The organism is Clostridium sp. AF21-20LB, from assembly GCF_003478795.1.
In the GTDB taxonomy this organism is placed as follows: domain Bacteria; phylum Bacillota; class Clostridia; order Lachnospirales; family Lachnospiraceae; genus Otoolea; species Otoolea fessa.
Window position 1 is genome coordinate 1 of sequence record NZ_QUGD01000032.1, and the last position, 26,507, is coordinate 26,507.

At 48.1% G+C, this 26,507-nt stretch carries 22 protein-coding genes and 1 riboswitch; of the genes, 17 read left to right on the forward strand and 5 right to left on the reverse strand.

Annotated elements, in window-relative coordinates; translation table 11 throughout:
* Nucleotides 1–195: 195 nt before the first annotated feature.
* Nucleotides 196–918 carry a transposase gene (locus DWX76_RS12545; RefSeq protein ID WP_147353865.1) on the reverse strand — a complete coding sequence of 241 codons (723 nt, stop codon included), beginning with the start codon at nt 916–918 and terminating at the stop codon, nt 196–198.
* A gap of 483 nt (nt 919–1,401) precedes the next feature.
* Here DWX76_RS12545 and DWX76_RS12555 point away from each other — a divergent pair, with 483 nt between their 5' ends.
* Entirely contained in the window at nt 1,402–2,682 is a 1,281-nt protein-coding gene (locus tag DWX76_RS12555) for a 2-hydroxyacyl-CoA dehydratase family protein (protein ID WP_118570799.1), read from the forward strand.
* Complete coding sequence (locus tag DWX76_RS12560; protein WP_118570800.1) at nt 2,679–4,388, forward strand: acyl-CoA dehydratase activase; 1,710 nt, start codon at nt 2,679–2,681, stop codon at nt 4,386–4,388. The genes DWX76_RS12555 and DWX76_RS12560 overlap by 4 nt, the downstream gene beginning before the upstream one ends.
* Before the next feature lie 10 nt (nt 4,389–4,398).
* Here DWX76_RS12560 and DWX76_RS12565 read toward each other — a convergent pair whose 3' ends face one another.
* The gene (locus DWX76_RS12565; RefSeq protein ID WP_118570801.1) at nt 4,399–5,274 is read right to left on the reverse strand and encodes a MerR family transcriptional regulator; all 876 of its coding nucleotides are present in this window, start codon (nt 5,272–5,274) and stop codon (nt 4,399–4,401) included.
* A 113-nt stretch (nt 5,275–5,387) separates the two neighbouring features.
* Here DWX76_RS12565 and DWX76_RS12570 point away from each other — a divergent pair, with 113 nt between their 5' ends.
* From DWX76_RS12570 to ribE, 15 genes are all read left to right on the forward strand, one after another.
* The gene (locus DWX76_RS12570; protein ID WP_118570802.1) at nt 5,388–6,563 is read left to right on the forward strand and encodes a pyridoxal phosphate-dependent aminotransferase; all 1,176 of its coding nucleotides are present in this window, start codon (nt 5,388–5,390) and stop codon (nt 6,561–6,563) included.
* Nucleotide 6,564: 1 nt separating this feature from the next.
* Nucleotides 6,565–7,641 (forward strand): iron-containing alcohol dehydrogenase family protein, encoded by a 1,077-nt coding sequence (locus DWX76_RS12575; RefSeq protein ID WP_118522539.1) that lies wholly within the window; start codon nt 6,565–6,567, stop codon nt 7,639–7,641.
* A 103-nt stretch (nt 7,642–7,744) separates the two neighbouring features.
* Nucleotides 7,745–9,091 (forward strand): YjiH family protein, encoded by a 1,347-nt coding sequence (locus tag DWX76_RS12580; RefSeq protein WP_147353866.1) that lies wholly within the window; start codon nt 7,745–7,747, stop codon nt 9,089–9,091.
* Nucleotides 9,092–9,704: 613 nt separating this feature from the next.
* Nucleotides 9,705–10,187: an AAA family ATPase gene (locus DWX76_RS15200; RefSeq protein WP_412694071.1), complete on the forward strand. Its 483-nt coding sequence runs from the start codon at nt 9,705–9,707 to the stop codon at nt 10,185–10,187.
* Complete coding sequence (locus tag DWX76_RS15205; RefSeq protein WP_412694072.1) at nt 10,175–10,915, forward strand: DUF4143 domain-containing protein; 741 nt, start codon at nt 10,175–10,177, stop codon at nt 10,913–10,915. Before DWX76_RS15200 ends, DWX76_RS15205 begins: the two co-directional genes overlap by 13 nt.
* A gap of 82 nt (nt 10,916–10,997) precedes the next feature.
* Nucleotides 10,998–11,387, forward strand: coding sequence for a pyridoxamine 5'-phosphate oxidase family protein (locus DWX76_RS12590; RefSeq protein ID WP_118570804.1), 390 nt, complete (start codon nt 10,998–11,000; stop codon nt 11,385–11,387).
* Nucleotides 11,388–11,616: 229 nt separating this feature from the next.
* Nucleotides 11,617–13,485, forward strand: a complete 1,869-nt coding sequence (locus DWX76_RS12595; RefSeq protein WP_118570810.1) for a TIGR03960 family B12-binding radical SAM protein — start codon at nt 11,617–11,619, stop codon at nt 13,483–13,485.
* Nucleotides 13,486–13,498: 13 nt separating this feature from the next.
* Nucleotides 13,499–14,305 (forward strand): TIGR03936 family radical SAM-associated protein, encoded by an 807-nt coding sequence (locus DWX76_RS12600; protein WP_118570805.1) that lies wholly within the window; start codon nt 13,499–13,501, stop codon nt 14,303–14,305.
* Between the two features lie 105 nt (nt 14,306–14,410).
* Complete coding sequence (locus DWX76_RS12605) at nt 14,411–15,688, forward strand: ribonuclease E/G (RefSeq protein WP_118570806.1); 1,278 nt, start codon at nt 14,411–14,413, stop codon at nt 15,686–15,688.
* Between the two features lie 40 nt (nt 15,689–15,728).
* Nucleotides 15,729–17,090: an NCS2 family permease gene (locus DWX76_RS12610; protein WP_022359656.1), complete on the forward strand. Its 1,362-nt coding sequence runs from the start codon at nt 15,729–15,731 to the stop codon at nt 17,088–17,090.
* Between the two features lie 661 nt (nt 17,091–17,751).
* Nucleotides 17,752–19,143, forward strand: a complete 1,392-nt coding sequence (locus tag DWX76_RS12615) for an MATE family efflux transporter (RefSeq protein ID WP_118570807.1) — start codon at nt 17,752–17,754, stop codon at nt 19,141–19,143.
* A gap of 133 nt (nt 19,144–19,276) precedes the next feature.
* A riboswitch (FMN riboswitch) is annotated at nt 19,277–19,392 on the forward strand.
* 366 nt (nt 19,393–19,758) lie between these two features.
* The gene (gene ribD, locus DWX76_RS12620) at nt 19,759–20,901 is read left to right on the forward strand and encodes a bifunctional diaminohydroxyphosphoribosylaminopyrimidine deaminase/5-amino-6-(5-phosphoribosylamino)uracil reductase RibD (protein WP_118570808.1); all 1,143 of its coding nucleotides are present in this window, start codon (nt 19,759–19,761) and stop codon (nt 20,899–20,901) included.
* A 47-nt stretch (nt 20,902–20,948) separates the two neighbouring features.
* A complete protein-coding gene (locus DWX76_RS12625) occupies nt 20,949–21,596 on the forward strand; it encodes a riboflavin synthase (RefSeq protein ID WP_118471970.1) in 648 nt (215 codons plus the stop codon).
* A 15-nt stretch (nt 21,597–21,611) separates the two neighbouring features.
* On the forward strand, nt 21,612–22,814 hold the full coding sequence (locus tag DWX76_RS12630) for a bifunctional 3,4-dihydroxy-2-butanone-4-phosphate synthase/GTP cyclohydrolase II (RefSeq protein WP_107001076.1): 1,203 nt from the start codon (nt 21,612–21,614) through the stop codon (nt 22,812–22,814).
* Nucleotides 22,815–22,858: 44 nt separating this feature from the next.
* Nucleotides 22,859–23,329, forward strand: a complete 471-nt coding sequence (gene ribE / locus DWX76_RS12635) for a 6,7-dimethyl-8-ribityllumazine synthase (protein WP_107001075.1) — start codon at nt 22,859–22,861, stop codon at nt 23,327–23,329.
* 139 nt (nt 23,330–23,468) lie between these two features.
* Here the strand turns inward: ribE and DWX76_RS12640 are convergent, their stop codons facing one another.
* From DWX76_RS12640 to DWX76_RS12645, 3 genes are all read right to left on the reverse strand, one after another.
* The gene (locus tag DWX76_RS12640) at nt 23,469–24,209 is read right to left on the reverse strand and encodes a TAXI family TRAP transporter solute-binding subunit (protein ID WP_243022574.1); all 741 of its coding nucleotides are present in this window, start codon (nt 24,207–24,209) and stop codon (nt 23,469–23,471) included.
* Nucleotides 24,210–24,235: 26 nt separating this feature from the next.
* On the reverse strand, nt 24,236–24,478 hold the full coding sequence (locus tag DWX76_RS14615) for a hypothetical protein (protein WP_243022575.1): 243 nt from the start codon (nt 24,476–24,478) through the stop codon (nt 24,236–24,238).
* Nucleotides 24,479–24,892: 414 nt separating this feature from the next.
* The gene (locus DWX76_RS12645) at nt 24,893–26,146 is read right to left on the reverse strand and encodes a sodium/glutamate symporter (RefSeq protein WP_107001073.1); all 1,254 of its coding nucleotides are present in this window, start codon (nt 26,144–26,146) and stop codon (nt 24,893–24,895) included.
* Nucleotides 26,147–26,507 lie beyond the last annotated feature (361 nt).

Genomic DNA, 26,507 nt, shown 5'->3' on the forward strand with positions numbered 1-26,507 from the left:
TCGCGGAAGCGTGGATTGAAATTCCACCTCCTAATGCAGTACCAAGAGCGCCCCGGGTCGCTCCCTCCGCGGAGGCGTGGATTGAAATATCATATCGTATGCGGTATATGTAATAGTCCCGATCGTCGCTTCCCTCGCGGAGGCGTGGATTGAAATGCAAGTCCCTCGTAAAAGCTCCATAGGCTCTTTCCACACTTAGTTGATTTCACAGCGAAATTGTTCATGAAGCAGTACTTTTGCCTTCAATAATTTAAAACTATTTCTGCCATACATAATACGTTTTATTACTTTGAGTTTATTAACGCTTCCCTCTGCCAAACCATTATTATATTGCATGGCAATTCCATTTTTCACAGCAACAATATCCTGTCTTATACCATTCACATATGTTTGCAACTCAGGAATATTAAATTTTTCCAGTTTAACAAGCCATGCGTCTAGCTTTTCTTCATGCTTTGAATATATAATTTCATAAAATTCCTTTATGGTCACATAAAGGTCGGCAATCACTGGGTATGATTTTAAAACTTGCTCATATTGTTCTTGACTGATTGTTTTCACATCGTCCAACCCTTTATATATTAATTGCGTTAGTGATCGGCGTTGTACGTATTCTTTCGGCTGATAATCAGAACAAGCATCTTCTTTTTGAGCGGTCACGCAACGAATTCTTTCTTTTTGAATAAACATTCTTAAAGAAGCAACTGACCCATCATACCCTTTTTCACTGATTATTTTGTGTATACAAGGGTATGTCATGATTTCCTGATAGTATATATTCCTCAGGACAGTGCCAGTTCCAAAACAGTGAAAACCTACCGAGACGGACTTACGATCTTCAGAAGGTATGGTGCTGAAGTAAAAGGCTTTTCTATACGATCTTTTTCTTTTAGTCAATGCACCTTTGAGTGCTGTCATGTACAGTATCGTAGAAACCGCAAAAGCCAACAATCTGAATGTGTTCCAGTATCTCTACACAGTACTACTTTATATGCCGGACTACAAAAATGAGCCCGCAGGTATAGAAAAGCTGTTACCGTGGAGCAACTTTATAAAGGAACGCTGCAGCAGATTGATTGATGTTGAAAATCAAACACCAGAACACCATGAACCACTGCCTATTTAAGGAGAAGGATACCAAGGGGGGCAGTGGGCAATACGGTGGATTATTCATCGTTTACGGTGGTTGTTTGCTCAGTTTTTTGGAATATAGATGATTTTGTCACAGGTGTAAAGCTCTTCCCCCCTCTGTTTCGCGTTTCATATCCGATATATTTACAATTCCCATCCAACTGACTATAATAAAGAATGCCCGTTTGCCTGCAAAGGCGCGGAACTATATCCATCTGCATCAGGGCGATATGACAGAAAAATGAACTTAAAAGAATGGAAGAAAGAACAATGGATGTAATTGAAAAATTTGGAAATAGGGTGAGCAGCCAGGCGCTTAAGGATCCGGAAAAAGCGCGTCGGCTGCTTCTTGCGGGATACCGCCTGCAGGAAAAGAAGCTTCAGTTTTTGCCGGATCGGGGGCTGCCGTCGTCGGGACAGTATGTGGCGCGGGTGGTTATGAAAAATATCATTCAGTCGCTGTCGGAACCGGAGAATGCGGCGATGGTCAGCATATTTGTGCCGGGAGAGCTGGTGATGGCGGCAGGGCTGACGCCGTACTCAGTGGAGGCGATGTCCTGTTTTATGGCGGGAACGAAGTGTGAGCAGACGTTTCTTCGGAAAACGGAGGAGGAAGGATTTCCGGAGACGATGTGTTCGTACCACAGGGTGTTTCTGGGGGCGGCGCTGACGGGGATTCTGCCAAAACCGAACTGCATGATTTATACGAACCTTGCGTGTGATGGAAATATGATGACGTTTCCTTATTTAAAGGATAAATTTGAATGTCCAGGCTTTTATATTGATGTTCCGTATGAGAAAAACCGGGAATCGGTTCTGTATGTGGCGGATCAGCTGCGGAAATTGAAACGGTTTCTGGAGGAGACGACGGGCAGACGGATTTCGGAGGAAACAGTGCGGAGTGCGGTAGATAACAGCCGGAAAGCGGCAGCGAATTATAAAAAACAGCTTGCCCTGCGGTGTGCGCATGACCCGGTGACCTCTCTGACGAATGAATTGTATGCGCTTTTTATGTGCCATCTGATGGCTGGCTCAGAGACGGCGGTTACCTATACGGAAAAACTTCTGCGCGATGTGCGGATGTCACCGAGGGGAGATGGTCTTTCGGTAATCTGGATGCACATCATGCCATTTTTACAGGAGCCGGTTAAGGATATTTTTAATTATAGTAAGAAAATGCACATCCGCGCTTGTGATTTCATCGCAAATGGTTTTCAGGAGATGCATGCGGAAGACCCGTATGAGGCGATGGCAGAGAAAATGGTCTACTGCATTTACAATGGCAGTGTGAAACAGAGAGTTGAGGAAGCGGAACGGCTTGCCAGGATCACGGAAGCGGATGGTGCTGTTTTATTTGCCCACTGGGGCTGTAAGGGAACGATTGGTGCATCCAGCCTGATTAAGCAGTCCTTAGAAAAGACAGGACTTCCGACGATGATTCTCGATGGTGACGGCTGCAACCCTGCCAATACAAGCGACGGTCAGGTATCGACGCGGCTTCAAGCGTTTGTGGAAATGCTGGAAAAGGGCAAGGAGGAGAAACACGCATGATTTATTACGTCTGTAAGTACACCCCGATCGAGCTGTTCCGGGGGTTTGGAGAAGAATGTTCTGTTTTGGAGGAAATGCCGGAAAATTTCGAACAGTCGGATCAGATTGCACATGCAAATCTGTGCGGCTTTGGAAAATCGGTCATTCAGGCAGTGCTGGAAGGAAAGGTTGAACAGCTGGTGCTGGTAAACTGCTGCGATTCGATGCGGCGCGTTTACGATATCGTGGAGAGCACGGGAAAATGTAAGTTTTTATATATGCTGGATCTGCCGCATGATGATAATGAATGTGAAAAAGTGAAATTTGCGGGCACGATCCGGAGGCTTAAAAAGGCATATGAGGCATATTCCGGGAAAGTGTTTGATAAACGCGCTTTTATCAAGTCCTTTATTACGCCGGAAATGAACACGGAGCCGTACATTGGTGTGCTGGGCGTGCGGGTCAGCGGTATTCTGGAGGATATGATCCGGGACAATATCCAGATGGATGTGGAAAATCTGACCTGTACGGGTGGTCGGAAACTGTCGGTCGTACAGGATGAAATGTGGAATATGGAGGAAGAGGAGCTGTTTCTTTCTTACGCGGACGTCCTGCTGGGACAGATGCCGTGTTTCCGCATGAACCGTTCGATCCGCAGAAACCGTCTGTATCTGGATCCGAATTTAAAGGGAATTATTTATCACACGATCAAGTTCTGTGATTATTATGGATTTGAGTATGCGAGTATCAAGCGGGATATCAAGGTTCCGCTCCTTAAGATTGAGACTGATTTTACGAGCCAGAGCGCGGGGCAGCTTTTGACGCGCATTCAGGCATTTGAGGAGACGATCGAGGGATCAGAGGATATGGATCCGGGAAAAGGTATCAGTGAGGAGGCAAGAAAGAAGATGGAGTCGGGCATTTTTTATGTAGCGGGAATCGACAGCGGTTCGACAAGTACGGATGTGGTCATACTGGATCAGGATGGAAAAATTAAATCGACGATGATTATTCCGACCGGCGGCGGTGCGATGATGAGCGCCGAGAAGAGTCTGGATCTGGCGATTGAGAAAGCGGGAATTAAGAAAGAGGAGATCGTGCGGATCGATACGACCGGATATGGACGATCCTACATTGACAGCGGGGATGACAGCATCACGGAGATTACCTGCCATGCCAAGGGCGCAAATTATCTGAATCCGAATGTCCGCACTATCATCGACATTGGCGGGCAGGATATCAAGGCGATCAGCATCGACGGGCAGGGAGCCGTGAAAAATTTCCTGATGAATGACAAATGTGCCGCCGGAACGGGACGTTTTTTGGAAATGATGGCGAAAACGCTGGGACTTTCCCTGGAGGAAATGAGTGTGAAAGGGCTGGAATGGAAGCATAATATCGTGATTTCCAGCATGTGTACGGTGTTTGCAGAGTCGGAGGTCGTGTCGCTGGTGGCACAGAATAAGAATGTGGCAGATATTATCCACGGTTTAAATGTGTCAGTTGCCTCAAAAGTCGGCGCGTTGGCAGCCCGCCTTGGAAAGGATCATCCAGGCGAATATATGATGACCGGCGGTGTGGCGAAGAACCAGGGTATCATCCAGGCATTGGAAGAGAAGCTTGGTGCTAAACTTTATATCTGTGATGAGGCGCAGCTCTGCGGTGCGCTGGGAGCGGCGCTATTTGCTTATGAGAAATGTAAGGGCAGTGCGGAGGAAACGCGATGAAGCGGCAGGGTTAAAACACTTGTATCGATATTTTCGTCAGATATTCACTGGGAGAGGCTGTGGCCAATTCGTCGATCACAGCCTCTTTATAAGAGTATTTTCCGGTTTTAAACTTGTGTTCATCGATCCAATCAAAGAGTTTTTCGTAGGTGTCTTTCGAGTCATAGTAATTTCCCATTAAGTAGGCAACCACGTAGGTTCCGGCCGGTTTTAAGTGATAGGGGTGATTTTTCGGTTTTGTTATAACTTTTGTGAAAAAATAAGCATAGGTATCCAGATGATTTTTTCGTAAATCTGCCACATCAAGCATGGCACCATAAGGATGACCGGCATTTAGAGCGTGGGCATTGCAGTAACCGATGTGGCGGCAAAGAGCCTGGATGATTTTATGATGGTCATCTGTATGAATCGGATCGCTGAGAATCAGATATTCTTCCGGTGTCGTCTCGAGAAAAATACGACCATTTTTATTTTCTGTATGGAAGAATAATTCATCTTCTGTACGTTCTGCCTGTTTCTGATTCAGTGATTCCTGGAGTGATACCAGGGATAATTTTGTTTCAACCACTTCTTTAATTTTGCGGAGGTGTTCTTCCTCCTTCTTAATCTTTTCACGTTGTTTCAAAAGAAGTGCTTTTAATGACTCCGGATTGCGCCGGTCTAAAAAAGCACCGATTTCTTTTAAAGGCATCCCAAGTTCTTTTAAACAGGTGATGGTAAAAAACACATCAAATTGGCTTTCACTGTAATACCGATAGCCTTTTTCATCAATATAGGCGGGTTTAAAGAGCCCGATTTCATCATAATGAATCAGTGTGCGCTTGTTTGTGTTGCATAATTTTGCAAAATCGCCGGTTCGTATGCACGCATTTTTGAGTTTTTGCATAAATATTCATTTCCTTCTTGACTATACCGTAACGTTATACCATATTATATATTTGTTTTTAAAAGAAAGCAACCAAATAGAACATATATAACGAAAAAGGAGCGGTAAATAGTATGCCAAAGTTAAGTGACCGTGTTAATACATTTACGGATTCTGTAATCCGACGCATGACAAGAATTAGTGATGAGTATGGAGCGATTAATTTATCCCAGGGATTTCCAGACTTTGATCCGCCGAAGGCAATTCTGGACAGATTAGCAGAGGTGGCCTATGAGGGACCTCACCAGTATTCCATTACATTTGGTGCAGAGAATTTCCGTGAGGCCCTTGCTAAGAAACAGGGAAAGGCCATCGGACGCGAGATCAACCCGGAGACGGAGATTGTGGTTACCTGCGGCGGAACCGAGGCGATGATGAGTGCTATGATGACCATCTGCAATCCGGGCGACAAGGTAATGGTAATTTCCCCATTTTATGAAAATTACGGGGCAGACGCGATTCTGTCCGGAGCAGAGCCGATCTATATTCCGCTGGTGCCGCCGACGTATGAGTTTGATATCAATTTGGTAGAAGAGGGCTTTAAGGCGGGCGCGAAAGCGATCATCGTCTGCAACCCGTCCAACCCGTGTGGAAAGGTATTTACCAGAGAAGAGCTGACCCGGATCGGGGAGCTGGCAGTCAAATATGATGGATTCGTTGTGACGGACGAGGTTTATGAGCACATGGTATATGCGCCGAACGAGCATGTCTGCATGGCGTCCCTTCCGGGTATGTACGAGCACACAATTACCTGTAATTCCCTTTCTAAGACATACTCAATCACTGGCTGGAGACTGGGCTATCTGATCGGACCGGAGGAAGTGATCGAGGGAGCGAAAAAGGTACATGATTTCCTGACCGTCGGAGCAGCCGCACCGCTGCAGGAGGCTGCCGTGGTGGGGCTGGAATTTCCAGAATCCTATTACAGCGACCTGTTGGCGCTCTATACAAAGAAGAGGGAGCATTTCTTAAAAGGTCTGGATGCGATCGGTCTGAAGCACAATGTGCCGCAGGGAACGTATTTTGTCATGATCGATATCCAGGAGTTCCTGGATCTGCCGCAGTTTGCCGGATATACCGATCTGGAGTTCTGCGAGTGGATGATCAAAAATATCGGCGTGGCAGCCGTTCCGGGTTCCAGCTTTTTCCGGGAAAATGTAAACAATCTGATCCGTCTGCATTTTGCACGGGAGGAGAAGACGATCGACGAGGCACTGGCACGTTTGAAGAAATTAAAGGAGTTGCTGTAAGATGACTTATTCGGTAAATTTTGCGAATTATACAATCGGAAAAGAAGCATATAAAAATGTAAATGAAGTGTGCCGCCAATACGGTACGAAAGCGCTGCTGATCGGTGGAAAACTGGCATTGGAGGCAGGAAAGGAAAAGCTTCTGCAAGCGCTTGCAGAAGGGGAAAATCCGGTCACGATCGTGGATACAGTCCTGTTTGGAGAGGACTGTACCTATGCCGGGATGGAAAAAATTGCTGCACACGTAAAAAAATGCGGTGCGGATATGATTTTTGGCATGGGAGGCGGCAAGGCGCTGGATACAGCGAAGGGAACGGCTGAAAAATGCGCCCTTCCGGTTTTTACCTTCCCGACGATCGCGGCAACCTGCGCGGCGACGACGGCCCTCTCGGTTGTCTATAAGGAGGACGGAAATTTTGACAGTTTCTACTTCTATGAGAAACCGGCGCGCCACAGCTTTATTGACACAGAGATTATTGCCGCTGCCCCGGAGTGCTACCTGCGGGCGGGAATCGGTGATACGCTGGGAAAATACTTTGAGTGCCATTTTTCTGCGAGAGGCGACCGGCTGACGCACAGTTCGGCACTTGGACGTGAAATCAGTAATATGTGTTATCTGCCGCTTCGGGAGTATGCAGAAAGTGCGCTGGAGGAATGCCGGGAAAACCAGGCGGGTGAGGCGCTGGAGCAGGCGGTTCTTGCCAATATCGTGAGCACCGGTCTGGTATCGCTTCTGGTTCTGGATGATTATAACGGTGCGATCGCACATTCTGTCTACTATGGACTGGTGCTGCTTCCTGGTTTTGAGGAGAAAAACCTTCACGGCGATGTGGTAGCCTATGGTGTGCTGGTTCAGCTGATGATAGACGGCGAAGAAGAAAAAGCACGGGAAATGAAGGGATTTCTTGAAAAGCTTGGAATCCGCACCACCTTAGCCGAGATGGGGGCTCCTCTTGAGAGAGAAGCGCTTACGGCTGTATTAAAAGAGATTGTGACCGGTCCGGATATGGAGCATATTCCGTATGAGGTGACGGAAGACATGGTTTATGACGCCTTATGTAAGGTGGAAGAATTATAGTCAATAAAGGGTGCAGCTGAACAAAATTCCGTTGCTGGGCACGCATGCGCGAACAGTTACGGATGAAAGATTCTGGGAGAAAAGCAAAACGAGAGGAGACAATATGGAAAAATCATATGTGACAGCAAAGAATCTATGTAAATTTCTGTTTGGTTCAGCATTTGGTGTTTTGATGTTCCTTGTGCCGATTCCGCAGGGAGAATCATTTACAACACTGCTTGATTTTCTGAAAAGCTGGATTAAGGGACTATTTGGTGCGAGTTTGCCCTACATCATTATGGCGATTCTGGTGGTATCGGCCGTGGTCAGTTTGTATGACTACATCGCAAAGCCGGATTGGATTCGGAAGAATCATTATCTGTCCAGAGCTTTTTCAACCACACCGCTGTATCTTGTTTCTAAGATAATTGGTGCGGTATTTGCCGTTATGGTTGTATTTAAAATCGGACCGGAGCAGGTGATTTCCGCCGATACCGGAGCAACCATGGTGGATCTGTGCGGAACGCTGATCAGCATCGTTATCGCCTTTAGTTTTATCATGCCGTTTCTGACTGACTGCGGAATTATGGAATTTCTGGGAGTGATCGCAAGACCGGTGGTTCGTCCGCTGTTTCATGTACCGGGAAGAGCTTCCATCGACCTGATTGCATCCTGGTTTGGTGCCTCCAATGCGGCGGTTATCCTGACCAGAGAGCAGTATATGAAGGGCTTTTACACCAGGAGAGAGGCTGGATATATCATGACTAACTTCTCTCTGGTATCCATTCCGTTCTGTCTGATGGTAGCAGATACCATGGGAATTTCCAATATTTTCCCTCCATTTTACCTGTGCATCTGTGTGGTGGGAATCATCCTGGCTGTCATCATAGCTAGAATTCCACCGATCTGTACCATTCCGAATACCTATAGAGAGGCAGTTGGAAAGCAGATTGATGAGGATATTCCACAGGAAAAAGGGATGTTTGCTTATGCTCTGGAGATGAGCTGCAAGCGTGCGGATAAATTTACTGCAAAAACAGTAGTCACAAGCGGTTTTGAGGTTCTGATGGGCATGTTTTTTGACCTGATTCCCATCGTAGTATCCTGGGGAACCATTGCCCTGATTATCGCGACCTACACTCCATTCTTCAGCTGGATTTCTTATCCGATGGGAATGTATTTGCAGGCACTGGGAGTTCCGGAAAGTTTTGCAGCAGCACCGGCAACACTGGTTGGATTCACAGATATGTTTATTCCGGCGCTTCTGTCGGTGGGACTTACCTCCGTGAAGACAAAATTTGTGGTCGGTGTCTTATCTCTGGTTCAGATTATATATCTGACAGAGGTAGGAACCATTATCATCAAAAGTGAGATTCCGCTGAATTTCTGGAAACTGCTGGTTATCTTCCTGGAGAGAACACTGGTTGCGATTCCGTTGATTGTACTTTTTGCCAATATGATTGGACTGTAAAGTGAATAAAAATCCAAGAATGCATCTACATTCTGAAATCAGAAATCAAATTAAAACATTATAATCTTCGATGCCTCGTTGGGAAGCCAACGGGGTATTTTTTTACCCAATCAGGCTGTATAGGACACCTCATTTTTGATGTCTTTGGACGGTGCGGGAAGCATACTGATTGGAATCCTTATATCTATGATATAGCTTTTTGCAATACAAAAAGACTTTACATATGGCTATAAAAATCAACTGTATTCCAAGCGGAACCTTCCCCCATTTTCTGGAACACGAAAAAGAAGAAACGCTTTCGGTCTATCTGGAGGTCGTCAAATGGGCGCTTCTGGAAGAATGAATATGTCCGAAAAAATGTTGGAATTATAATAATATTAATCGAAAAAATGTGATTTATAATAAAATAATGTCCGCAAAAATGCTGTTTAGCAATGGAAATATGCCCTGAAAAGTGTTAAGATAGAATACAGATGCTTTTGGATGTATATGTTGCGCAGGAGGTTTCTTAATGGAAAGAGAGCTGTTTACGAAACTGGAACGATGGATGAATAAAAAGAACAGAAAGCCGCTGATCATACAAGGAGCGCGCCAGGTCGGAAAAACCTGGATTATGAAGGAATTTGGAGCCAGGTTCTATGAAAATACAGTCTATATCAATTTTGATAATAATAAAGCAATGAAGGATGTATTTGACCTAGACTTTGACTTAAAGCGGATCCTTTCTGCAATCAAAATTGAGTACGGAAAGAGTTTTCAGGCTGAAAATACATTGATTATTTTTGATGAGATCCAGGAAGCACCAAAGGCGCTGGCATCTTTAAAATATTTCTATGAGAATGCACCGCAGTATTCTATCATTGCAGCTGGTTCCCTGCTCGGTGTTGCATTACATCAGGGAACATCCTTTCCTGTTGGGAAAGTTGATTTTTTAAAATTATGCCCTATGAGCTTCAATGAATTCATTTTGGCAGTTGGTGAAAAGGGGTTGCATGAAGCGTTGAGGTCCCAAGATTATGAACTGATCAATGCATATGCCGGGAAATATACGGATTTGTTAAAAAAGTATTATTATGTGGCGGAATGCCAGAAGTAGTCCAGACATATATTGATTCCGATGATCTATTTGAGGTACGTGAGATCCAAAACAATCTTCTGCAGTACTATGAAGAGGATTTTAGCAAACATGCGCCAAAGGAAGTTGTTCCGCGCATCATGATGGTCTGGAATTCGATTCCTTCCCAATTGGCTAAGGAAAATCGTAAGTTTATGTATGGAGTACTACGAGAGGGTGCACGGGCAAAAGATTTTGAACTTGCAATTCAGTGGTTGGAAGATGCAGGGTTAATCCTGAAAAGCTATAGAGTATCAAAGCCAGATATTCCACTGATTGCGTACATGGAAATGAACAGTTTTAAAATGTTCATGTTCGATGTGGGATTGTTAACAGCAAAGGCCGGACTATCAGCAAGACTTCTATTGGAGGGAAGCCGGATCTTTGAAGAATTCAAGGGGGCACTTACGGAACAGTATGTTGCACAGGAGTTACACGCTGCAGGATATCCGCTTTATTATTTTGCAACAGCACGATCAACTGGAGAGATAGATTTTATGTTGCAGGGAGATTTAGACTGCGTTCCGATTGAGGTGAAGGCAGAACAGAATCTCCGTGCCAGGAGTTTGAGGGCATTTTGCGATAAATATAAGCCGGGCATGGCGATTCGTAGCAGTATGTCAAATTATAAGCAGGAAGACTGGCTGACAAATGTTCCGTTATATATGCTTGCGGAATATTTGAAAAGAACAATATATGTGGTAAGCTGATAACAATTTACCTCAAAACCAACGGGGGATTTTTTGTTCTGAATCAGACAATACAGAAGTTCGCGCTAAGCGAACTAATGAAATGGAGGTTCTGGAGTCCCTTCACGGCAATGTAGTATGTGCATTAGCTGCCGGAATCGGTGACTATGTGCGATGTACTCTCTTGGAATATAGCTATCATGATGGCCAGTTTTGGATTTTTACAGAAGGCGGCGAGAAGTTCATAGGACTTGAGAGGAATAAAAATGTCAGTCTTGCTGTCTTTGAAAAGCCCCCGGACTTTGGTGCGCTGAAAAGCGTACTGGTCATGGGAACGGCAAAGCTCATCGAGCCGATGTTATTTGAGGTTCCTGGATTTGATGAATATTCGGAAAACTTGATAAAAAGTTCGATGATAGGAGTTCGAAAAATTTCTTTCGGGAAAGAATCTGTTGCGGAAACGCGGAAAATACCGTATAATAATGCGGTCTGATCTGCACATATGCAACAGATTTGTCCGTAAAAAAATGAAAAATCAGAATTGTGCGTATTTCAGAAACAATTTTTTTGCTGTAAGAGTGAAAAAAAGTTATGTAAACTGTCTGCAAAAAATACTTGACAAGAATTTGTGTTTTTACGCTTACGGAGAAGAACAAAAAAAGAACTAAAAAACAGCGATGAACACATCGCAAAAAATGAGAAATGTAGGTAAAAATAATTTTATGAGAAAATTAGCATTAAGTGATGAAATCCTTCTCAAGATCTCCCAGCCGGCGCGTTATATTGGCGGCGAGGTGAATATGGTGAAGAAGGATCCGTCGAAGGTAGCAGTCCGGTTTGCCATGTGCTTTCCGGATGTGTACGAGATCGGTATGTCCCATCTGGGCATCCAGATTCTTTATGATATGTTCAACCGCCGGGATGACGTTTACTGTGAGCGCGTTTATTCCCCGTGGATGGACTTAGATCCGATCATGCGGGAGCAGAAGATTCCGCTGTTTGCTGTTGAAAGCCAGGATCCGATCAAAAATTTTGACTTCCTTGGAATTACAATCCAGTACGAAATGTGCTACACCAATATTTTGCAGGTGCTGGAATTATCACAGATTCCGCTTCATGCAGAAGATCGTACCGAGGAGGATCCGATCGTTATCGGCGGCGGTCCGTGTACCTACAATCCGGAGCCGATTGCACCATTTTTCGATCTCTTCTACATGGGTGAGGGAGAGGTGGTGTATTATGACCTCATCGACCGCTACAAGGAGATCAAGGCGCGCGGCGGCAGCCGGAAGGAATTTCTGGAGCAGGCGGCACAGATTCCGGGTATCTATGTGCCGGGATTTTATGATGTGACATACAAAGAGGACGGCACGATCGAGGCGATGATGCCGAACAACCCGCACGCGCCGCAGACCGTTTCCAAGCAGCTTGTCATGGATATGAGCGATACCTGGTATCCGGAGAAGCCGGTGGTTCCGTATCTGCGCGCGACGCAGGATCGTGTGGTTCTTGAGATCATGCGCGGCTGTATCCGCGGATGCCGTTTCTGTCAGGCGGGCATGGTATACCGCCCGGTGCGCGAGCGCAGCCTGGAGGAACTGAAACGTCTGGCGCGGACGATGCTAAAGAGCACCGGACATGAGGAAATTTCGCTGAGTTCGTTGAGCTCCAGTGATTACACGAAGCTGGAGGGAATCGTCAATTTCCTGATTGACGAGTTTGACGGAAAGGGCGTCAATGTGTCCCTGCCGTCACTGCGTATTGACGCATTTTCCCTCGATGTCATGAGTAAGGTGCAGGATGTGAAGAAGAGCAGCCTGACCTTTGCACCGGAGGCGGGATCCCAGCGTCTGCGTAACGTTATCAACAAGGGTCTGACCGAGGAAAATATTTTAAATGGTTCCGCCGAGGCGTTCAAGGGCGGCTGGAACCGCGTAAAGCTCTACTTCATGCTGGGACTTCCGACCGAGACCGTGGAAGATATGCAGGGTATTGCCGAGCTTTCGGAGAAGGTGGCGGAAGTGTATTATGACACGGTTCCGAAGGAGCAGCGCCACGGCAAGGTGCAGGTAACCGCCAGCACCTCGTTCTTTGTGCCGAAGCCGTTTACCCCGTTCCAGTGGGCGCCGATGTGCACGAAAGAGCAGTTCTTGGAGCGCGCGAGCATCGTCAACCACCGCATGAAAGAGATGTTAAATAAGAAGAGTATCCGCTATAACTGGCATGAGGCGGATGTGACCGTGCTGGAAGGTGTTCTGGCGCGCGGCGACCGCAAGGTGGCAGCTGTGATTGAGGAGGCATACCGCAAAGGTGCAATCTACGATTCCTGGTCAGAGTATTTCAACAATGATATCTGGATGAAGGCGTTTGAGACTTGCGGCGTGGACATTGATTTCTATACGACGCGTGAGCGAAGCCTTGATGAAGTGTTCCCGTGGGATTTTATCGACGCGGGTGTGACGAAGGATTTCTTGAAACGTGAGTGGGCGAACGCACAGGCGGAAACGGTAACGCCGAACTGCCGGATGCGCTGTTCGGGATGTGGTGTCCGTAAGTACGGCGGCGGAGTCTGTTTCGAAGAACGGGCATGAGGAAGGAGCGGTCATGAAGATACGAATTAAATTTCAAAAACAGGGAACGGTGCGTTTTATCGGTCATCTGGACGTGATGCGTTACTTCCAGAAGGTGATGCGCCGGGCGGAAGTGGATATCCGTTATAGCGAAGGATTCAGCCCGCACCAGATCATGTCGTTTGCGTCTCCGCTCAGCGTGGGGCTTATCAGCCATGCGGAGTATGTGGATATTGATGTCAATTCCAGCGGAAATTCGACCGGGATGGTGCGCCGCTTAAATGAGGTCAGCGCCGAGGGGCTGGAGGTGCTCAGCTACCGCGAGCTTCCGGAGACGGCAAAGAATGCGATGTCGCTGGTGGCAGCTGCTGATTACACATTCTGGTTTAAAGAGGGATTTGCACCGGAGGACGGCAGCAGTGTAGAAGAATTTTTCGGGAAATTCCTGACATTCTGCAAAAACGAGACAATTCCGTTTGTGAAGCAGACGAAAAAGGGCGAGAGAACCGTGGATCTGCGTCCGCTGATCTGTGAGGCGCGAATCGCGGAGCGGAAAGAGTATGTTCCGGCGATGGTCGCAGACTGGTATCCGGATCTGGAAAATGAGACGGTTGAGGAGGAAAAACAGGCAGAAGGAATCTGTGTCTTCCTGTGCCTCTTATCGGGCAGTGCGGCAAACGGAAAGCCGGAGCAGGTATTGCAGGCATTCTATGAGAGCCTGGGGCTGACCTACCGTCCGTTTGCCATTCAGGTCGAGCGCGAGGAGCTGTATGCGGACGAGGGCGCCGAGGGCGCACCGGAGTATGTGCCGCTTGAGGCGTATGGAAGCGAGATTGTGTAAATGCTTCAATGTTCATTAAGAGATGAAATGCGAAGCGCCAGCAAAATCCGGCTGCAGGTAGCACGAAGTGTGAATGGCAGCAAAAAATGAGAGGAGACGAAGAGTTTGGATCAGTTAATAGTGACAAAATGGAAGGATCGAAGCCTGACGGCGCTCCTCTCGGACGGGCACTGCCGGTCGCTGACGCTGGAATCTGGCGATGAAAGCCTGCTGGGGAATATTTACATCGGCAAGGTAAAAAATGTGGTAAAAAACATCAACGCCGCGTTTGTTGACCTCGGCGGTGGAAAAACCGGGTATTTCAGTCTGGCGGAGAACCCGGTTCTGCTTTATACAGACGAGCTGAACCAGCTATGTTCATTAGAATATTCTGGAAATTCTGAGAAAAAAGTAAGTCCACGGAAACTAAAAGCTGGAGACGAGCTTCTTGTCCAGGTGTCCCGCGACGCCCTGAAAACCAAGGATCCGTCCGTGACCTGCTGTCTGAATTTTCCGGGTACCTATATGGTTCTGACGGTTGGAAAACCGCAGATCGGATTTTCGACAAAAATCAAGGATAATGCCTGGAAAGAGAAGGTGCGGGAGGAACTTCTGACACATAAGGATGAGCGTTTTGGACTGATTGTCCGGACGAACGGGGCGTCGGCTTCCATCGAAACACTCTGTGCAGAAACAGAGAAGCTGAAACAGCAGATGGAAGAACTTTTTGCCCGGGCAGCCTGCCGCACCTGTTACAGCCTTTTAGAGCAGGGTACGCCGCCCTATATCCAGAGTCTTAGGGATGCGAAGAAAGGAACCCTTTCGGAGATCATCACAGATGTGCCGGAGTATGCGAAGAAGATTGAGGCATGGCTGGAGGAAGAGAAAGAAGAGGACAAGGAACAAAAAGAAAATCAGACCCAGGCAGATAAAAATGAAAGCATAAAACAGGCGGTTCCGAACTTGTCCCTATATACAGATGAGAACCTTCCATTAATGAAGCTGTACCGCCTGGAATCGGTGCTTAAAAGTGCATCGGATCGCCGTGTCTGGATGAAATCCGGCGGCTATCTGGTCATCGAGCCAACCGAGGCATTGACGGTGATCGATGTCAATACAGGAAAATATACAGGGAAAAAGACGCCTGCCGAGACGATCTTAAAGATCAACCTGGAGGCGGCGCATGAGGTGGCGCGCCAGCTTTCCCTTCGCAATCTTTCGGGAATTATTATTGTAGATTTTATCGATATGGAATCAAAAGAAGATCAGGAGAGCCTGATGCGGGTTCTGGGAGAGGAACTTTCCAGAGATCCCGTCAAGACCATTCTGGTGGATATGACGCGGCTTGGGCTGGTGGAGATCACCCGCAAAAAGGTGCGCCGTCCGCTTCATGAGATTTTGTAGCGGTTGAATCATAGAATGAAAAACACAAGGAGAAGAAAAGATGTTTGAAAAAGTATTTAAGCTATCCGAGCATCAGACGACCGTAAAGACGGAAGTCATGGCTGGAATTACGACCTTTATGACGATGGCGTACATTCTGGCAGTTAATCCGAGCATCCTCGGATCGACCGGCATGGACCCGACTGCGGTGCTTCTGGCTACGGCTCTGGCATCATTCATCGGTACTGCCTGCATGGCATTTATGGCGAACCTGCCGTTCGTTCTGTCCGCAGGCATGGGGCTCAACGCGTATATGGCGTATACGGTGTGCGCGGGCTATGGCTATAGCTGGCATGTTGCACTGCTGGCTGTATTTGCAGAGGGTCTGATCTTCATCGTGCTGTCTCTGACAAACGTGCGCGAGGCGATCTTCAATGCGATTCCGTTGACTTTAAAGCGCGGTGTGTCCGTCGGTATCGGTCTGTTCATCGCATTTATCGGTCTTCAGAATGCGGGACTTTCAGTAGACTCTTCCACACTGGTAACGATCATCAGCTTCCCGGAAAATTTCCATACCGCAGGTATCTGCGCGCTGCTGGCGCTGATCGGTCTGTTTATCATGGCGGTTTTATACACCTACCGTGTGAAGGGCGCGATTCTGTACGGCATTCTGGGAACCTGGATTCTCGGTATGCTGTGCCAGGTAACCGGCATTTACACACCGGACGTAGAGAATGGTTTCTACACCCTGTTCCCGACCCTGGGAATCACCGATTTCTCCAAACTGGGAGAGACTTTTGGTAAATGCTTTACCGTTGACTTCGATGCAGTTGGAATTATCAATTTTATCGTAGTTATTTTCTCATTCCTGTTTGTAGATATTTTTGATACACTTGGTACATTAATTGGTGTAGCAACCAAGGCAGACATGCTGGACGAGGAAGGCCGTCTTCCGGGTATCCGTCCGGCGCTGATGGCAGATGCGATCGCAACTTCCTTTGGTGCGGTATTAGGTACTTCCACAACGACTACCTTCGTTGAGTCTGCATCGGGTGTTGCAGTCGGCGGACGTACCGGTCTGACTGCCCTGGTATCGGCACTCCTGTTCCTGCTTTCCACCCTGTTTGCACCGATTTTTACGGCGATCCCGTCCTTTGCGACGGCTCCGGCATTAATCATGGTTGGCTTCCTGATGGTGGGAACTGTAACCGAAATTCGTTTCGATGAGGACAATATCACCGAGGCAATCCCGGCATATCTGGCAATCATCGCCATGCCGTTGTTCTACAGCATTTCCGAGGGTATTTCCATGGGAATTATCTCTTATGTGCTTTTGAATGTGGCAGCAGGAAAAGCAAAGAAGATCACTCCGCTGATGTATGTGCTGGCGGTGCTCTTCGTTCTCAAATACATTTTCCTGTAACAACTTGTAATAATTTAACCCCTGAAAACTTGACGAAAACAGGTTTTCATAATAAAATAGTCTATATCAAAAAAAGTTTTAAAAATTTTTTTGATTAACGTGCAATAAAATGCGTATGCAGCGCATTAACTTATTGAACGGATGAAAATCATTCCCGCGCGGAAGAACGCGGACAGAGACGAACAAAAACAAATCAAGTTACTCGAAATTCCTTGATGCATTACACTCCGTTACGAACTGTCCAAGATTTTCTGCTGGGATCTTTTCGGTATCGGTTGACAACCAGCAACCGATATTGGGTAAAAAGCGCCGGACCTGCTTGCAGTGCCGCGCTTTTTACTGTGCAAAAATGGGGTAATTTTTATCAGGAATATCTCATTGACATTTTGGCGGGCAGACGGTATAAAGGACAGAGGGTAACTGTTCACAGGTAGGAATTTTCTGAACTGAAAATTCCGTACGATACAGTTCTGGCAGCAGATTTTGCCGATTTGGAATGCGCAGCATCGGCAAAATCCCGTTGCTGGGCACACGTGTGTGAACAGTAACGACAGAAGAGAGAGTAGACTCTGGCGAAAGAAACACGCATGGAACCAGTTCTGGGAGGAAAAGTTAAGAAAATAAAATAGCAGGGCGGGTTTCATACGGAGGTGGGATACATATGAAGATAGAAAATGATTTGGGGCGGGACGATATCTGTCAGCTGGTGCTCCGCCTGGCGATTCCTTCGATGCTGGCGCAGTTTATCAATGTGCTTTACAGCGTGGTCGATCGAATCTATATTGGAAATATCCCGGTGATCGGGGAGACAGCGCTTGCGGGTGTCGGTGTCAGCGGACCGATTGTGACGCTGATCTCCGCGTTTGCCTATCTGGTCGGTTTGGGCGGCTCGCCGCTCATGAGCATCCGTATGGGTGAGGGGCAGGATGAGAAAGCGAAAAAGATTCTGGCGAACAGCTTCTGGATGATTGTCGGGCTGTCGGCGGTTCTGACGTTGGTTCTGTTTGTGTTTAAACGTGAGATTTTGACGCGGTTTGGTGCGAGTGAGGCGATTCTGCCGTATGCGGAATCGTATTTTACGATCTATTTGCTGGGAACGGTCTTTGCACTGCTTTCCATCGGAATGAACCAGTTTATTATCTGCCAGGGATTTGCGCGGATTGGAATGATTTCGGTGGCGCTCGGCGCGGTAACGAATATTGTGCTGGATCCGGTGTTTATTTTTGTGCTTGACATGGGCGTGGCGGGGGCAGCGTTTGCCACGGTTTTGTCACAGCTTGCGTCGGCGGTCTTTGTCCTTCGTTTTCTGCGTGGAAACCGCGTGCTTCTGCGGCTTGAATTTGAATGTCCGCAGGTGAAGACAGTCTGTAAGATTGCGCTGATGGGACTGTCGCCATTTTTGATTATTGCATTTGACAATGTGCTGATCATTTCGCTCAATACGGTAATTCAGATGTATGGCGGCGCGGAGGCGGACATGCTTTTGACCTGTACGACAATCGTGCAGAGCTTTATGCTGATCGTGACGATGCCGCTCGGAGGCATTACATCGGGAACGGGGGCGATCCTGGGCTTCAATTTCGGCGCGGGACGCCCGGATCGGATCCGGAGCGCACAGAAGTATATCACATTGCTGGCGGTGGTGCAGTGCAGCATCATGTTCCTGTTTTCACGGACGCTGGCGCAGTATTTTGTGTATCTCTTTACGCGCAATGAGTCCTATGTGGAACTGACCATCTGGGCGATCCGGGTCTACACGATGGGGATTATTCCGCTGGCAGTCCAGTATGAGGTCGTAGATGGATTTACCGGAATGGGTGTGCCGTCGGTGGCGATCTCGCTGTCAATGTTCCGGAAGCTGCTGTACCTGGTCAGCGTGTTCCTGATTCCGGTGTTTGCGGGAGTTGAAAATGTTTTCTACGCAGAAGTGGTATCGGATTTCGGCGGAACGACGGTGTCGGTGATCGTGTATCTTCTTTTGATTGGGCGCATTATGGGGCGCTGTGTAGAGCGCGCTAAATTGAACGGGAAAGCAGTGGAAGCAGACACTTGAGGCGGCGCTTAAAATGGCTGAAAATGTATGTCAGATAACGCTGTCATCCATCAATAAATGAAAAAATAATGGATTGACAAACGGATTCTTTGGATCTATAATGCAATACAGATAATGAATGACAACAAAATAACGATATCTTCAGGGCAGGGTGTAATTCCCGACCGGCGGTAAAGTCCGCGAGCGCATGGCGCATGATTTGGTGTAATTCCAAAACCGACTGTATAGTCTGGATGAAAGAAGAGAAAACGTAAATAAAAACGGCGGTGCCGGGAAGCTTCCAGATACACTCCCCCGGATGATGGATATGGCGGATATATATCGCTATGGCAAAAGAGAGAGAAAAGTCATCGAGAATGGATGTAAAAAAATATTTACGATAATTAATATCATGAAAGATATTATAAAATAGAAATTATAAGCCCTGAGATGTGAAAATAAAAGTATTTCACATTTCAGGGCTTTTTTGTTTCAATAGAAAATTGTATCATATGAAACAAAAAAACGCTCCGTGAGGATGCACACTTGCTCGAAGCAGAAATATGTCGCAGGCGACCGCGTTCGGTGCGAGAATGTGCCTTGGCACATTCTTTTGATAGAAAGGTGGGGAAAAAGATGGAACGAATCCATGTAAAGGTTCCCGGTGAGCAGCCACAGGATCGGGAATATATGAAGCAGGCGTTAGCACTGGCAGAAAAAGGGCACGGATGGGTCAATCCGAATCCGATGGTCGGCGCGGTGCTGGTAAAGGATGGACACATCATCGGCGAGGGATATCATACACGATATGGACAGCTTCATGCAGAACGGGAGGCATTTAAGAATGCGGCAGAGCGGGGCGAAGAGACGGCGGGAGCAGATTTGTATGTGACGCTGGAACCCTGCTGTCACACCGGAAAACAGCCGCCGTGTACGGAAGCGGTGCTGGCATCCGGGGTGAAGCGCGTGATTGTCGGCTGCACGGATCCGAATCCGGTGGTGGCAGGGCGCGGCATCCGGCTTCTGAGGGAAAAAGGGCTGGAAGTGGTGGCCGGAGTTTTACGCGGAGAGTGTGAACGGCGGAATGAGGTGTTCTTCCATTTTATGCGGACGAAACTTCCGTTTACGGTGCTGAAATACGCGATGACACTCGACGGAAAGATAGCGACGGTGTCGGGTAAATCCCAGTGGATCACCGGCGAGGCGGCGCGGAAGCGGGTGCATGAGGACCGCGGGCGTTATATGGCGATTCTGACTGGCGTTTCGACGGTGCTGGCGGACAATCCGCAGCTGACCTGCCGGATTCCGGGAGGAAAAAATCCGATCCGGGTGATTACAGATACGAAGCTTCGGACACCGCTTTCATCGACCGTGGTACAGACCGCGCGGGAGACACCGACCTGGATTGTGACGGCGGTATCGGATGCCGGAAGGAAGAAAGCATATGAGGACGCCGGCTGTCGTGTTTTAAGTGTCCCGGCAAAAGAGGGAGAACTGGATTTGCAGGCGATGATGCAGCGGCTGGGCGAGGAGAAAGTGGACAGCGTGATGGTCGAGAGCGGCGGGACGCTGGCATGGTCGTTTTTAAAGGCAGGGCTTGTGAACCGGGTGCAGGCGTACATTGCTCCGAAGATTTTCGGAGGTGCAGGCGCCCCGACCCCGGTGAGGGGAACCGGCGTGGATGCGCCGCCGGAGGCATTTCTTCTTAAAAAGCCGGAGGCAGTGTGGCTGGGAGAGGATCTGCTGCTGGAATATGAGGTGTCCGGTCAAGATGCATGAGGCGGTATTAGAACGGGAAAAAATCGCTGATTTGAAAAGGAGAAAAGATGTTCACAGGAATCATAGAGGAAGTGGGAAGGATCCGTGCGATTGAGCGCCAGGCAGTCTCGGCACGGCTGACGGTTGCTGCGTCCAAGGTGCTCTCGGATGTCCATCTGGGAGACAGCATTGCGGTCAACGGTGTGTGTCTGACGGTCACGTCATTTGGGAGAGATTATTTCTGTGCGGATGTAATGCATGAGACGCTGAACCGTTCGTCCCTGGGGGCGCTGGGTGTCAAAAGCCCGGTCAATCTGGAGCGGGCGATGCTGGCGGGCGGACGGTTTGGCGGACATATCGTCTCCGGTCACATCGATGGAACTGGAACCATCCGGGATGTGCGCCGGGACGGAAATGCCGTCTGGTATACGATTCAGGCCCCAGAACCGATTCTGCGGCTGATTGTGGAAAAAGGATCGATCGCGATCGACGGAATCAGCCTGACGGTCGCACGGGTGGATCACGTATCATTTTCCGTTTCCATCATCCCGCATACACTGCAGGAGACAGCGCTTGCGTTTAAGAGGGCAGGCGATATCGTCAATCTGGAAAATGACTGCATTGGAAAGTATGTGGCGAAGCTGATGGGAGTAGAAGAAGAGGATAAGGCAGGAAAGGGCATGACAAGAGAATTTCTGCAGCGGTATGGATTTTAATAGAGGAGGAGAACAATGAAGCAGTTTGATACAGTTGAAAAGGCTCTGGACGAGCTGAAACAGGGACATTTAATCCTGGTTACGGATGACGAGGATCGCGAAAACGAAGGCGATCTTATCTGCGCGGCAAGTTTTGCCACGACAGAAAATGTCAATTTCATGGCGACGCATGCGAAGGGCTTAATCTGTATGCCGATGAGCGCAGAAATCTGCCGGAAGCTACAATTCCCACAGATGGTGATGGATAACACGGATAACCATGAGACGGCGTTTACCGTATCGATCGACCATAAAACGACGACCACCGGTATTTCTGCCGAGGAGCGCGGTATTACGGCGCGCGCGTGCGTGGATCCGGACACAAAGCCGGAGGATTTCCGCCGTCCGGGACATATGTTTCCGCTGATGGCGAAGAAAAACGGCATTCTGGAGCGCAACGGTCACACAGAGGCGACGGTAGACTTGATGCGGCTTGCAGGGCTGCCGGAATGCGGTCTGTGCTGCGAGATCATGCGCGAGGATGGAACGATGATGCGGTCGGAAGAATTATTTGCGATGGCAGAACAATGGGGTCTGGCGATGATTTCCATTAAACAGCTGCAGGAGTACCGCAAGAGACATGAAAAGCTGGTCGAGTGTGTGGCAGAGACGCGGATGCCGACGAAATACGGCGAGTTCCGCGCGTATGGCTACCTGAATCTCTTAAATGGAGAACACCATGTGGCACTCGTCAAGGGCGATATCGGAGATGGGAAGGATGTACTCTGCCGCGTGCATTCGGAGTGCCTGACCGGCGATGCATTTGGTTCCCTGCGGTGCGACTGCGGACAGCAGCTTGCGTCGGCGATGACCCAGATTGAGAAAGAGGGACGAGGCGTTCTCCTCTATATGCGGCAGGAGGGACGCGGCATCGGGCTTTTAAATAAGCTGCGCGCCTACAAGCTGCAGGATGGCGGTATGGACACGCTGGATGCGAACCTGGCGCTGGGATTTAAAGGCGATCTGCGGGAATACTACATTGGGGCGCAGATTTTAAAGGATCTGGGAATCAAGACGCTGCGTCTTCTGACCAATAACCCGGATAAGGTATATCAGCTTTCGGATTTTGGCATGGAAATCAAGGAGCGCGTGCCGATTCAGATGGAGGCAACGCCGTATGATGGATTTTACCTGAAAACGAAGCAGGCGCGGATGGGACATATTTTGAATTTTAAATAGAAAAAGTGACAGGCGAAAATAGATCGTCGGAAAGGATGGTACTTATGCGTACATTTGAAGGAAACGTAGTAGCGGAAAATAATATGAGGATCGGAATTGTGGCGGCACGATTCAATGAGTTTATCACCTCGAAACTGGTTGCAGGCGCGCAGGATGCGCTGCGCCGTCACAATGTCTCGGAGGAGGATGTAGATGTTGCGTGGGTTCCAGGTGCTTTTGAGATTCCGCTGATTGCGTCGGAGATGGCGAAGTGCGGAAAGTATGATGCGGTGATCTGCGTGGGTGCAGTTATCCGTGGAAGCACAAGCCATTATGATTATGTGTGCAGCGAGGTTTCGAAAGGAATCGCACAGGTTTCTCTGGCAAGCAGCGTGCCGGTTATGTTCGGTGTGCTGACGACGGATACGATCGAGCAGGCGATCGAGAGAGCGGGAACAAAGAGCGGAAATAAGGGATTTGACTGCGCGACGGGAGCAATCGAGATGGTGAATTTGCTGCGGGAGATCCGGAAGTAAAAATAATCAGGTAATCGGGCATCGAAAAAGCCAGGACTGCGGAATGCTGCAGCCCTGGCTTTTTTGTCTTAGGAAAATTTGTCCATGCGCCAGGTTTTGGGTGTTATCTGTTTTTGTTTGCTATCATGTTACTCTGTTTTCAACAGCCCCTGTTCCGTATAATATTTCTCAGCTCCCGGATGCAGCGGAATAGGAGCTGGCTGCATATATATTCCGGATCAGATAAGTTACTTAAGGATGGGTGGGTGCTGATCAGTTCTTCACGGGATTCGTCGAGAATCTTGGTGATGGTGTAGACCAGCTGTTCGTCCATAGATGCGTCCACGCAGAGAAGGCATTTGATTCCGAAGGTTTTCAGTGTCTCGGTTTGTCCCGGATAGGTACCGGCTGGGACGGTGGCGCGGACGTAGAAGGGGCTGGCTGCAAGAATTTTTTGCAGTTCTTCGTCAGTGTACTCCAGCAGGCGGCAGGGCGTCTGGCTGGCCAGGTCGGTCAGGCTGTGGACCGGGATTCCGGCGAAGCTGTGGACGGCGTCGAGTTTACCGTTTAAGACAGAGTCCACGCTGGCGGAGAAGCTGTAGTTTTCAAGGGCAGTGTTGGCAATATTGAGCCCGGCTGCCTTGAGAGCGGTGCGGGCGGAAAGCTCCGTGGTGGATCCTTCTGGTCCGACGGCAATGTGGTGTCCGGCGAGTTCATGAACGTAGGAGATATGCTCGGATTCCGGCGCCATCCAGGTGGACAGGCTTGAATAGACGGCCCCGATCGCCCGCAGGGATTCGACCGGATGACCGGAAAATTCGTCCGTTCCCTGATAGGCGGAAAATGCCACATCGCCGCTGACCAGTCCCATATCAAATTGTCCGTTTTTGATATTTTCCACGTTCGTGTAGGAACCGTTGGAGGCGCTTAAATTGACCTTGAGCTGTTCATCATGTCCGCTAAAACAGAGGCGATGGCACTGCCAACCGGGTACATGGTTCCGCCGCTGTCGGCAGTTCCGATGGTCAGAACGTGCAGCTCTTCGTCTGCTTCGTTGGGATGGTCGTTGACCCGCGCATCTGCGGAGGTGCTGCCGGAACAGCCGGAAAGTCCGAGCAGGAAGGTAAGAAGCATCATTGGTGCCAATTTTACTAGTTTTTTTATTTTCATAGATCTCACCTTTTCGTAGTTTATCAGTATATAAAAAAACGCAGCGGTTCTGTCGAATGCTGCCTTAGCGATTAAAAGAATATTAAAACTCTATAAAAGTATAACATAAAAAACAGTGATAAGACAAGACCAAGGAAGAGGAAAATATAAATGTAACTGTTCACAGGTAGGCACTTTTGGAACCGAAAGTGCCGTAAGAAAACGTGGTGGCAGCAGGAATTTGCCGTATTTAAATGCGAAGCCACGGCAAATTCCGTTACTGGGCACGTATGCGTGAACAGTAACAAAAAAGAGCCTCCGGTTTATGGGGGGGAACCGGACGCTCTTCTTTCAGGTTACATTTTCAATTGAGCTTTAGGTATGTTGTTATATAAAAGATGTCTTATATGAAGTGTTCCTATCTCGTCTCAGTGATTATTTTGTAATCAGGCTGGAGAAGATGGAAAGGAAAATCGGGTTGTAAATATCGTCGATGATAACTGCGAAGGACGGATACAGAACCCAAGCAACGGTGTGCCATCCATACTGATCCATAACGGCTTTCTCGTTTGCTACTGCGTTCGGACCTGAACCACAGCCCCATCCACAGTTACCAGCTGCCATAACAGCTGCACCGTAATCGCGGCCAAATACGTTGAAGGATACGAAGATTGCAAAGAGTGCCATCAGGATAGCCTGTGCAAGGAGGATGATACCCATCTGACCAGCTACCGGAGCCAGCTTTGTGATATCGATGGTCATCAGAACCAGTGCCAGGTAGAGTTCCAGGAACATATGCTCGATAGCGTCGATCTCCGGAACCGGGAATTCGATACCAGCTGCATCCATGATGTTTCTTGCGATAGCACCTGCGAACAGACAGCCGATGAATTTCGGCATCTCGATCATCGGGATGTTGTCTAACAGGCAGTAGATCGGCATACCAAGTGCTGCTACAAGCAGAGACAGGGCAAATGCTTTGATCATACGGGTGTTGTTAAGAACAGCTGCTGAACCTGCTTTTGCGGATTCCGGTCTGTCGTTCGGGTCAGATTTCAGACCGTGACGGGAAATCAGGAAAGCTGCAACCGGACCACCGATTAAGGAACCCATGATGTTGCCCATAGTACCGGCTGCTACACCGACTGTGGTTGCATCCGGAGCACCCATGTTCTCGAAGATAGGACCAAATGCAGAAGCAGTACCAACACCGCCGGACATAGCTGAGGAAGAACACTGCAGAGCCAGAAGCGGATGAAGACCGATGGCGCTGCCTACCAGGTAACCAACGACATCCTGTAAGGTAATCAGGACACAGGCTGCAACTGCGATTGCGATACAAAGCTTTCCGCCTGCGTGCTTTAACATCTTGTAGCTGAAGCCGAAACCTACGCACAGGAAGAATAAGTTCTGGCATAAGTCTTTTACGATTTTTGCATCAAAGGAAAAACCGATGATTCCGGAACCCTTGATGATAGATACAACAACAGAAAAGATGATACCGGAGATAACCGGAGCCGGTATAGCATATTTTCTGAGCAGGGCGCTGTGAGCGACAATCGCGCGTCCTAAGAAGATAACGATGGCTGCGAAACCAAGTGTGGTCAGATACTCGAACTGGAATGTTGCGATGGCACCGTCCGCTGCCGGTGTGTAAGTTCCAAAGTATCCCATAATGTGTTCTAACATAGAACTTCCCTCCATTCTTTTTTTAAGAATTTGTTTATTTCTTTTATAAACAGTTTATAAGATTGAAAAAGGGAAGTCAATTTATGTAATTTTAAATACAGTTTTGTAAGTATTGTAAATAAAAATGACTATAAAAAAGCGACTGCAGTATAGATTCGACTCTATGGTGAATCTGTACAGCTGCAGCCGCGAAAAGACAGGAAAAACCTGAATATTGCTGGAAAACGAAGTGGCTCTTATTTTCCGGAATATCGTAACTGTTCAGTACCTTCACAGTCACGCGCAAAAATCCATTAAAAATTGCCTGCGGCAATGGGATTTTTGCCTGCTGGCCCATGTTTTCGTACGGTCAGCGCAGTAA

Bases quoted from the DNA above. Each gene is read 5' to 3' on its own strand.
- DWX76_RS12570 (WP_118570802.1), top strand. From the start codon at position 5,388: ATGCCAAAGTTAAGTGACCGTGTTAATACATTTACGGATTCTGTAATC.
- DWX76_RS12595 (WP_118570810.1), top strand. From the start codon at position 11,617: ATGAGAAAATTAGCATTAAGTGATGAAATCCTTCTCAAGATCTCCCAG.
- DWX76_RS12590 (WP_118570804.1), top strand. From the start codon at position 10,998: ATGGAGGTTCTGGAGTCCCTTCACGGCAATGTAGTATGTGCATTAGCT.
- DWX76_RS12610 (WP_022359656.1), top strand. From the start codon at position 15,729: ATGTTTGAAAAAGTATTTAAGCTATCCGAGCATCAGACGACCGTAAAG.
- DWX76_RS12630 (WP_107001076.1), top strand. From the start codon at position 21,612: ATGAAGCAGTTTGATACAGTTGAAAAGGCTCTGGACGAGCTGAAACAG.
- ribE (WP_107001075.1), top strand. From the start codon at position 22,859: ATGCGTACATTTGAAGGAAACGTAGTAGCGGAAAATAATATGAGGATC.
- DWX76_RS12565 (WP_118570801.1), bottom strand. From the start codon at position 5,274: ATGCAAAAACTCAAAAATGCGTGCATACGAACCGGCGATTTTGCAAAA.
- DWX76_RS12645 (WP_107001073.1), bottom strand. From the start codon at position 26,146: ATGTTAGAACACATTATGGGATACTTTGGAACTTACACACCGGCAGCG.
- DWX76_RS12625 (WP_118471970.1), top strand. From the start codon at position 20,949: ATGTTCACAGGAATCATAGAGGAAGTGGGAAGGATCCGTGCGATTGAG.
- DWX76_RS12575 (WP_118522539.1), top strand. From the start codon at position 6,565: ATGACTTATTCGGTAAATTTTGCGAATTATACAATCGGAAAAGAAGCA.
- DWX76_RS12600 (WP_118570805.1), top strand. From the start codon at position 13,499: ATGAAGATACGAATTAAATTTCAAAAACAGGGAACGGTGCGTTTTATC.
- DWX76_RS12560 (WP_118570800.1), top strand. From the start codon at position 2,679: ATGATTTATTACGTCTGTAAGTACACCCCGATCGAGCTGTTCCGGGGG.
- DWX76_RS12545 (WP_147353865.1), bottom strand. From the start codon at position 918: ATGACAGCACTCAAAGGTGCATTGACTAAAAGAAAAAGATCGTATAGA.
- DWX76_RS12580 (WP_147353866.1), top strand. From the start codon at position 7,745: ATGGAAAAATCATATGTGACAGCAAAGAATCTATGTAAATTTCTGTTT.
- DWX76_RS12615 (WP_118570807.1), top strand. From the start codon at position 17,752: ATGAAGATAGAAAATGATTTGGGGCGGGACGATATCTGTCAGCTGGTG.
- DWX76_RS15205 (WP_412694072.1), top strand. From the start codon at position 10,175: ATGCCAGAAGTAGTCCAGACATATATTGATTCCGATGATCTATTTGAG.
- DWX76_RS14615 (WP_243022575.1), bottom strand. From the start codon at position 24,478: ATGAAAATAAAAAAACTAGTAAAATTGGCACCAATGATGCTTCTTACC.
- ribD (WP_118570808.1), top strand. From the start codon at position 19,759: ATGGAACGAATCCATGTAAAGGTTCCCGGTGAGCAGCCACAGGATCGG.
- DWX76_RS15200 (WP_412694071.1), top strand. From the start codon at position 9,705: ATGAAGGAATTTGGAGCCAGGTTCTATGAAAATACAGTCTATATCAAT.
- DWX76_RS12555 (WP_118570799.1), top strand. From the start codon at position 1,402: ATGGATGTAATTGAAAAATTTGGAAATAGGGTGAGCAGCCAGGCGCTT.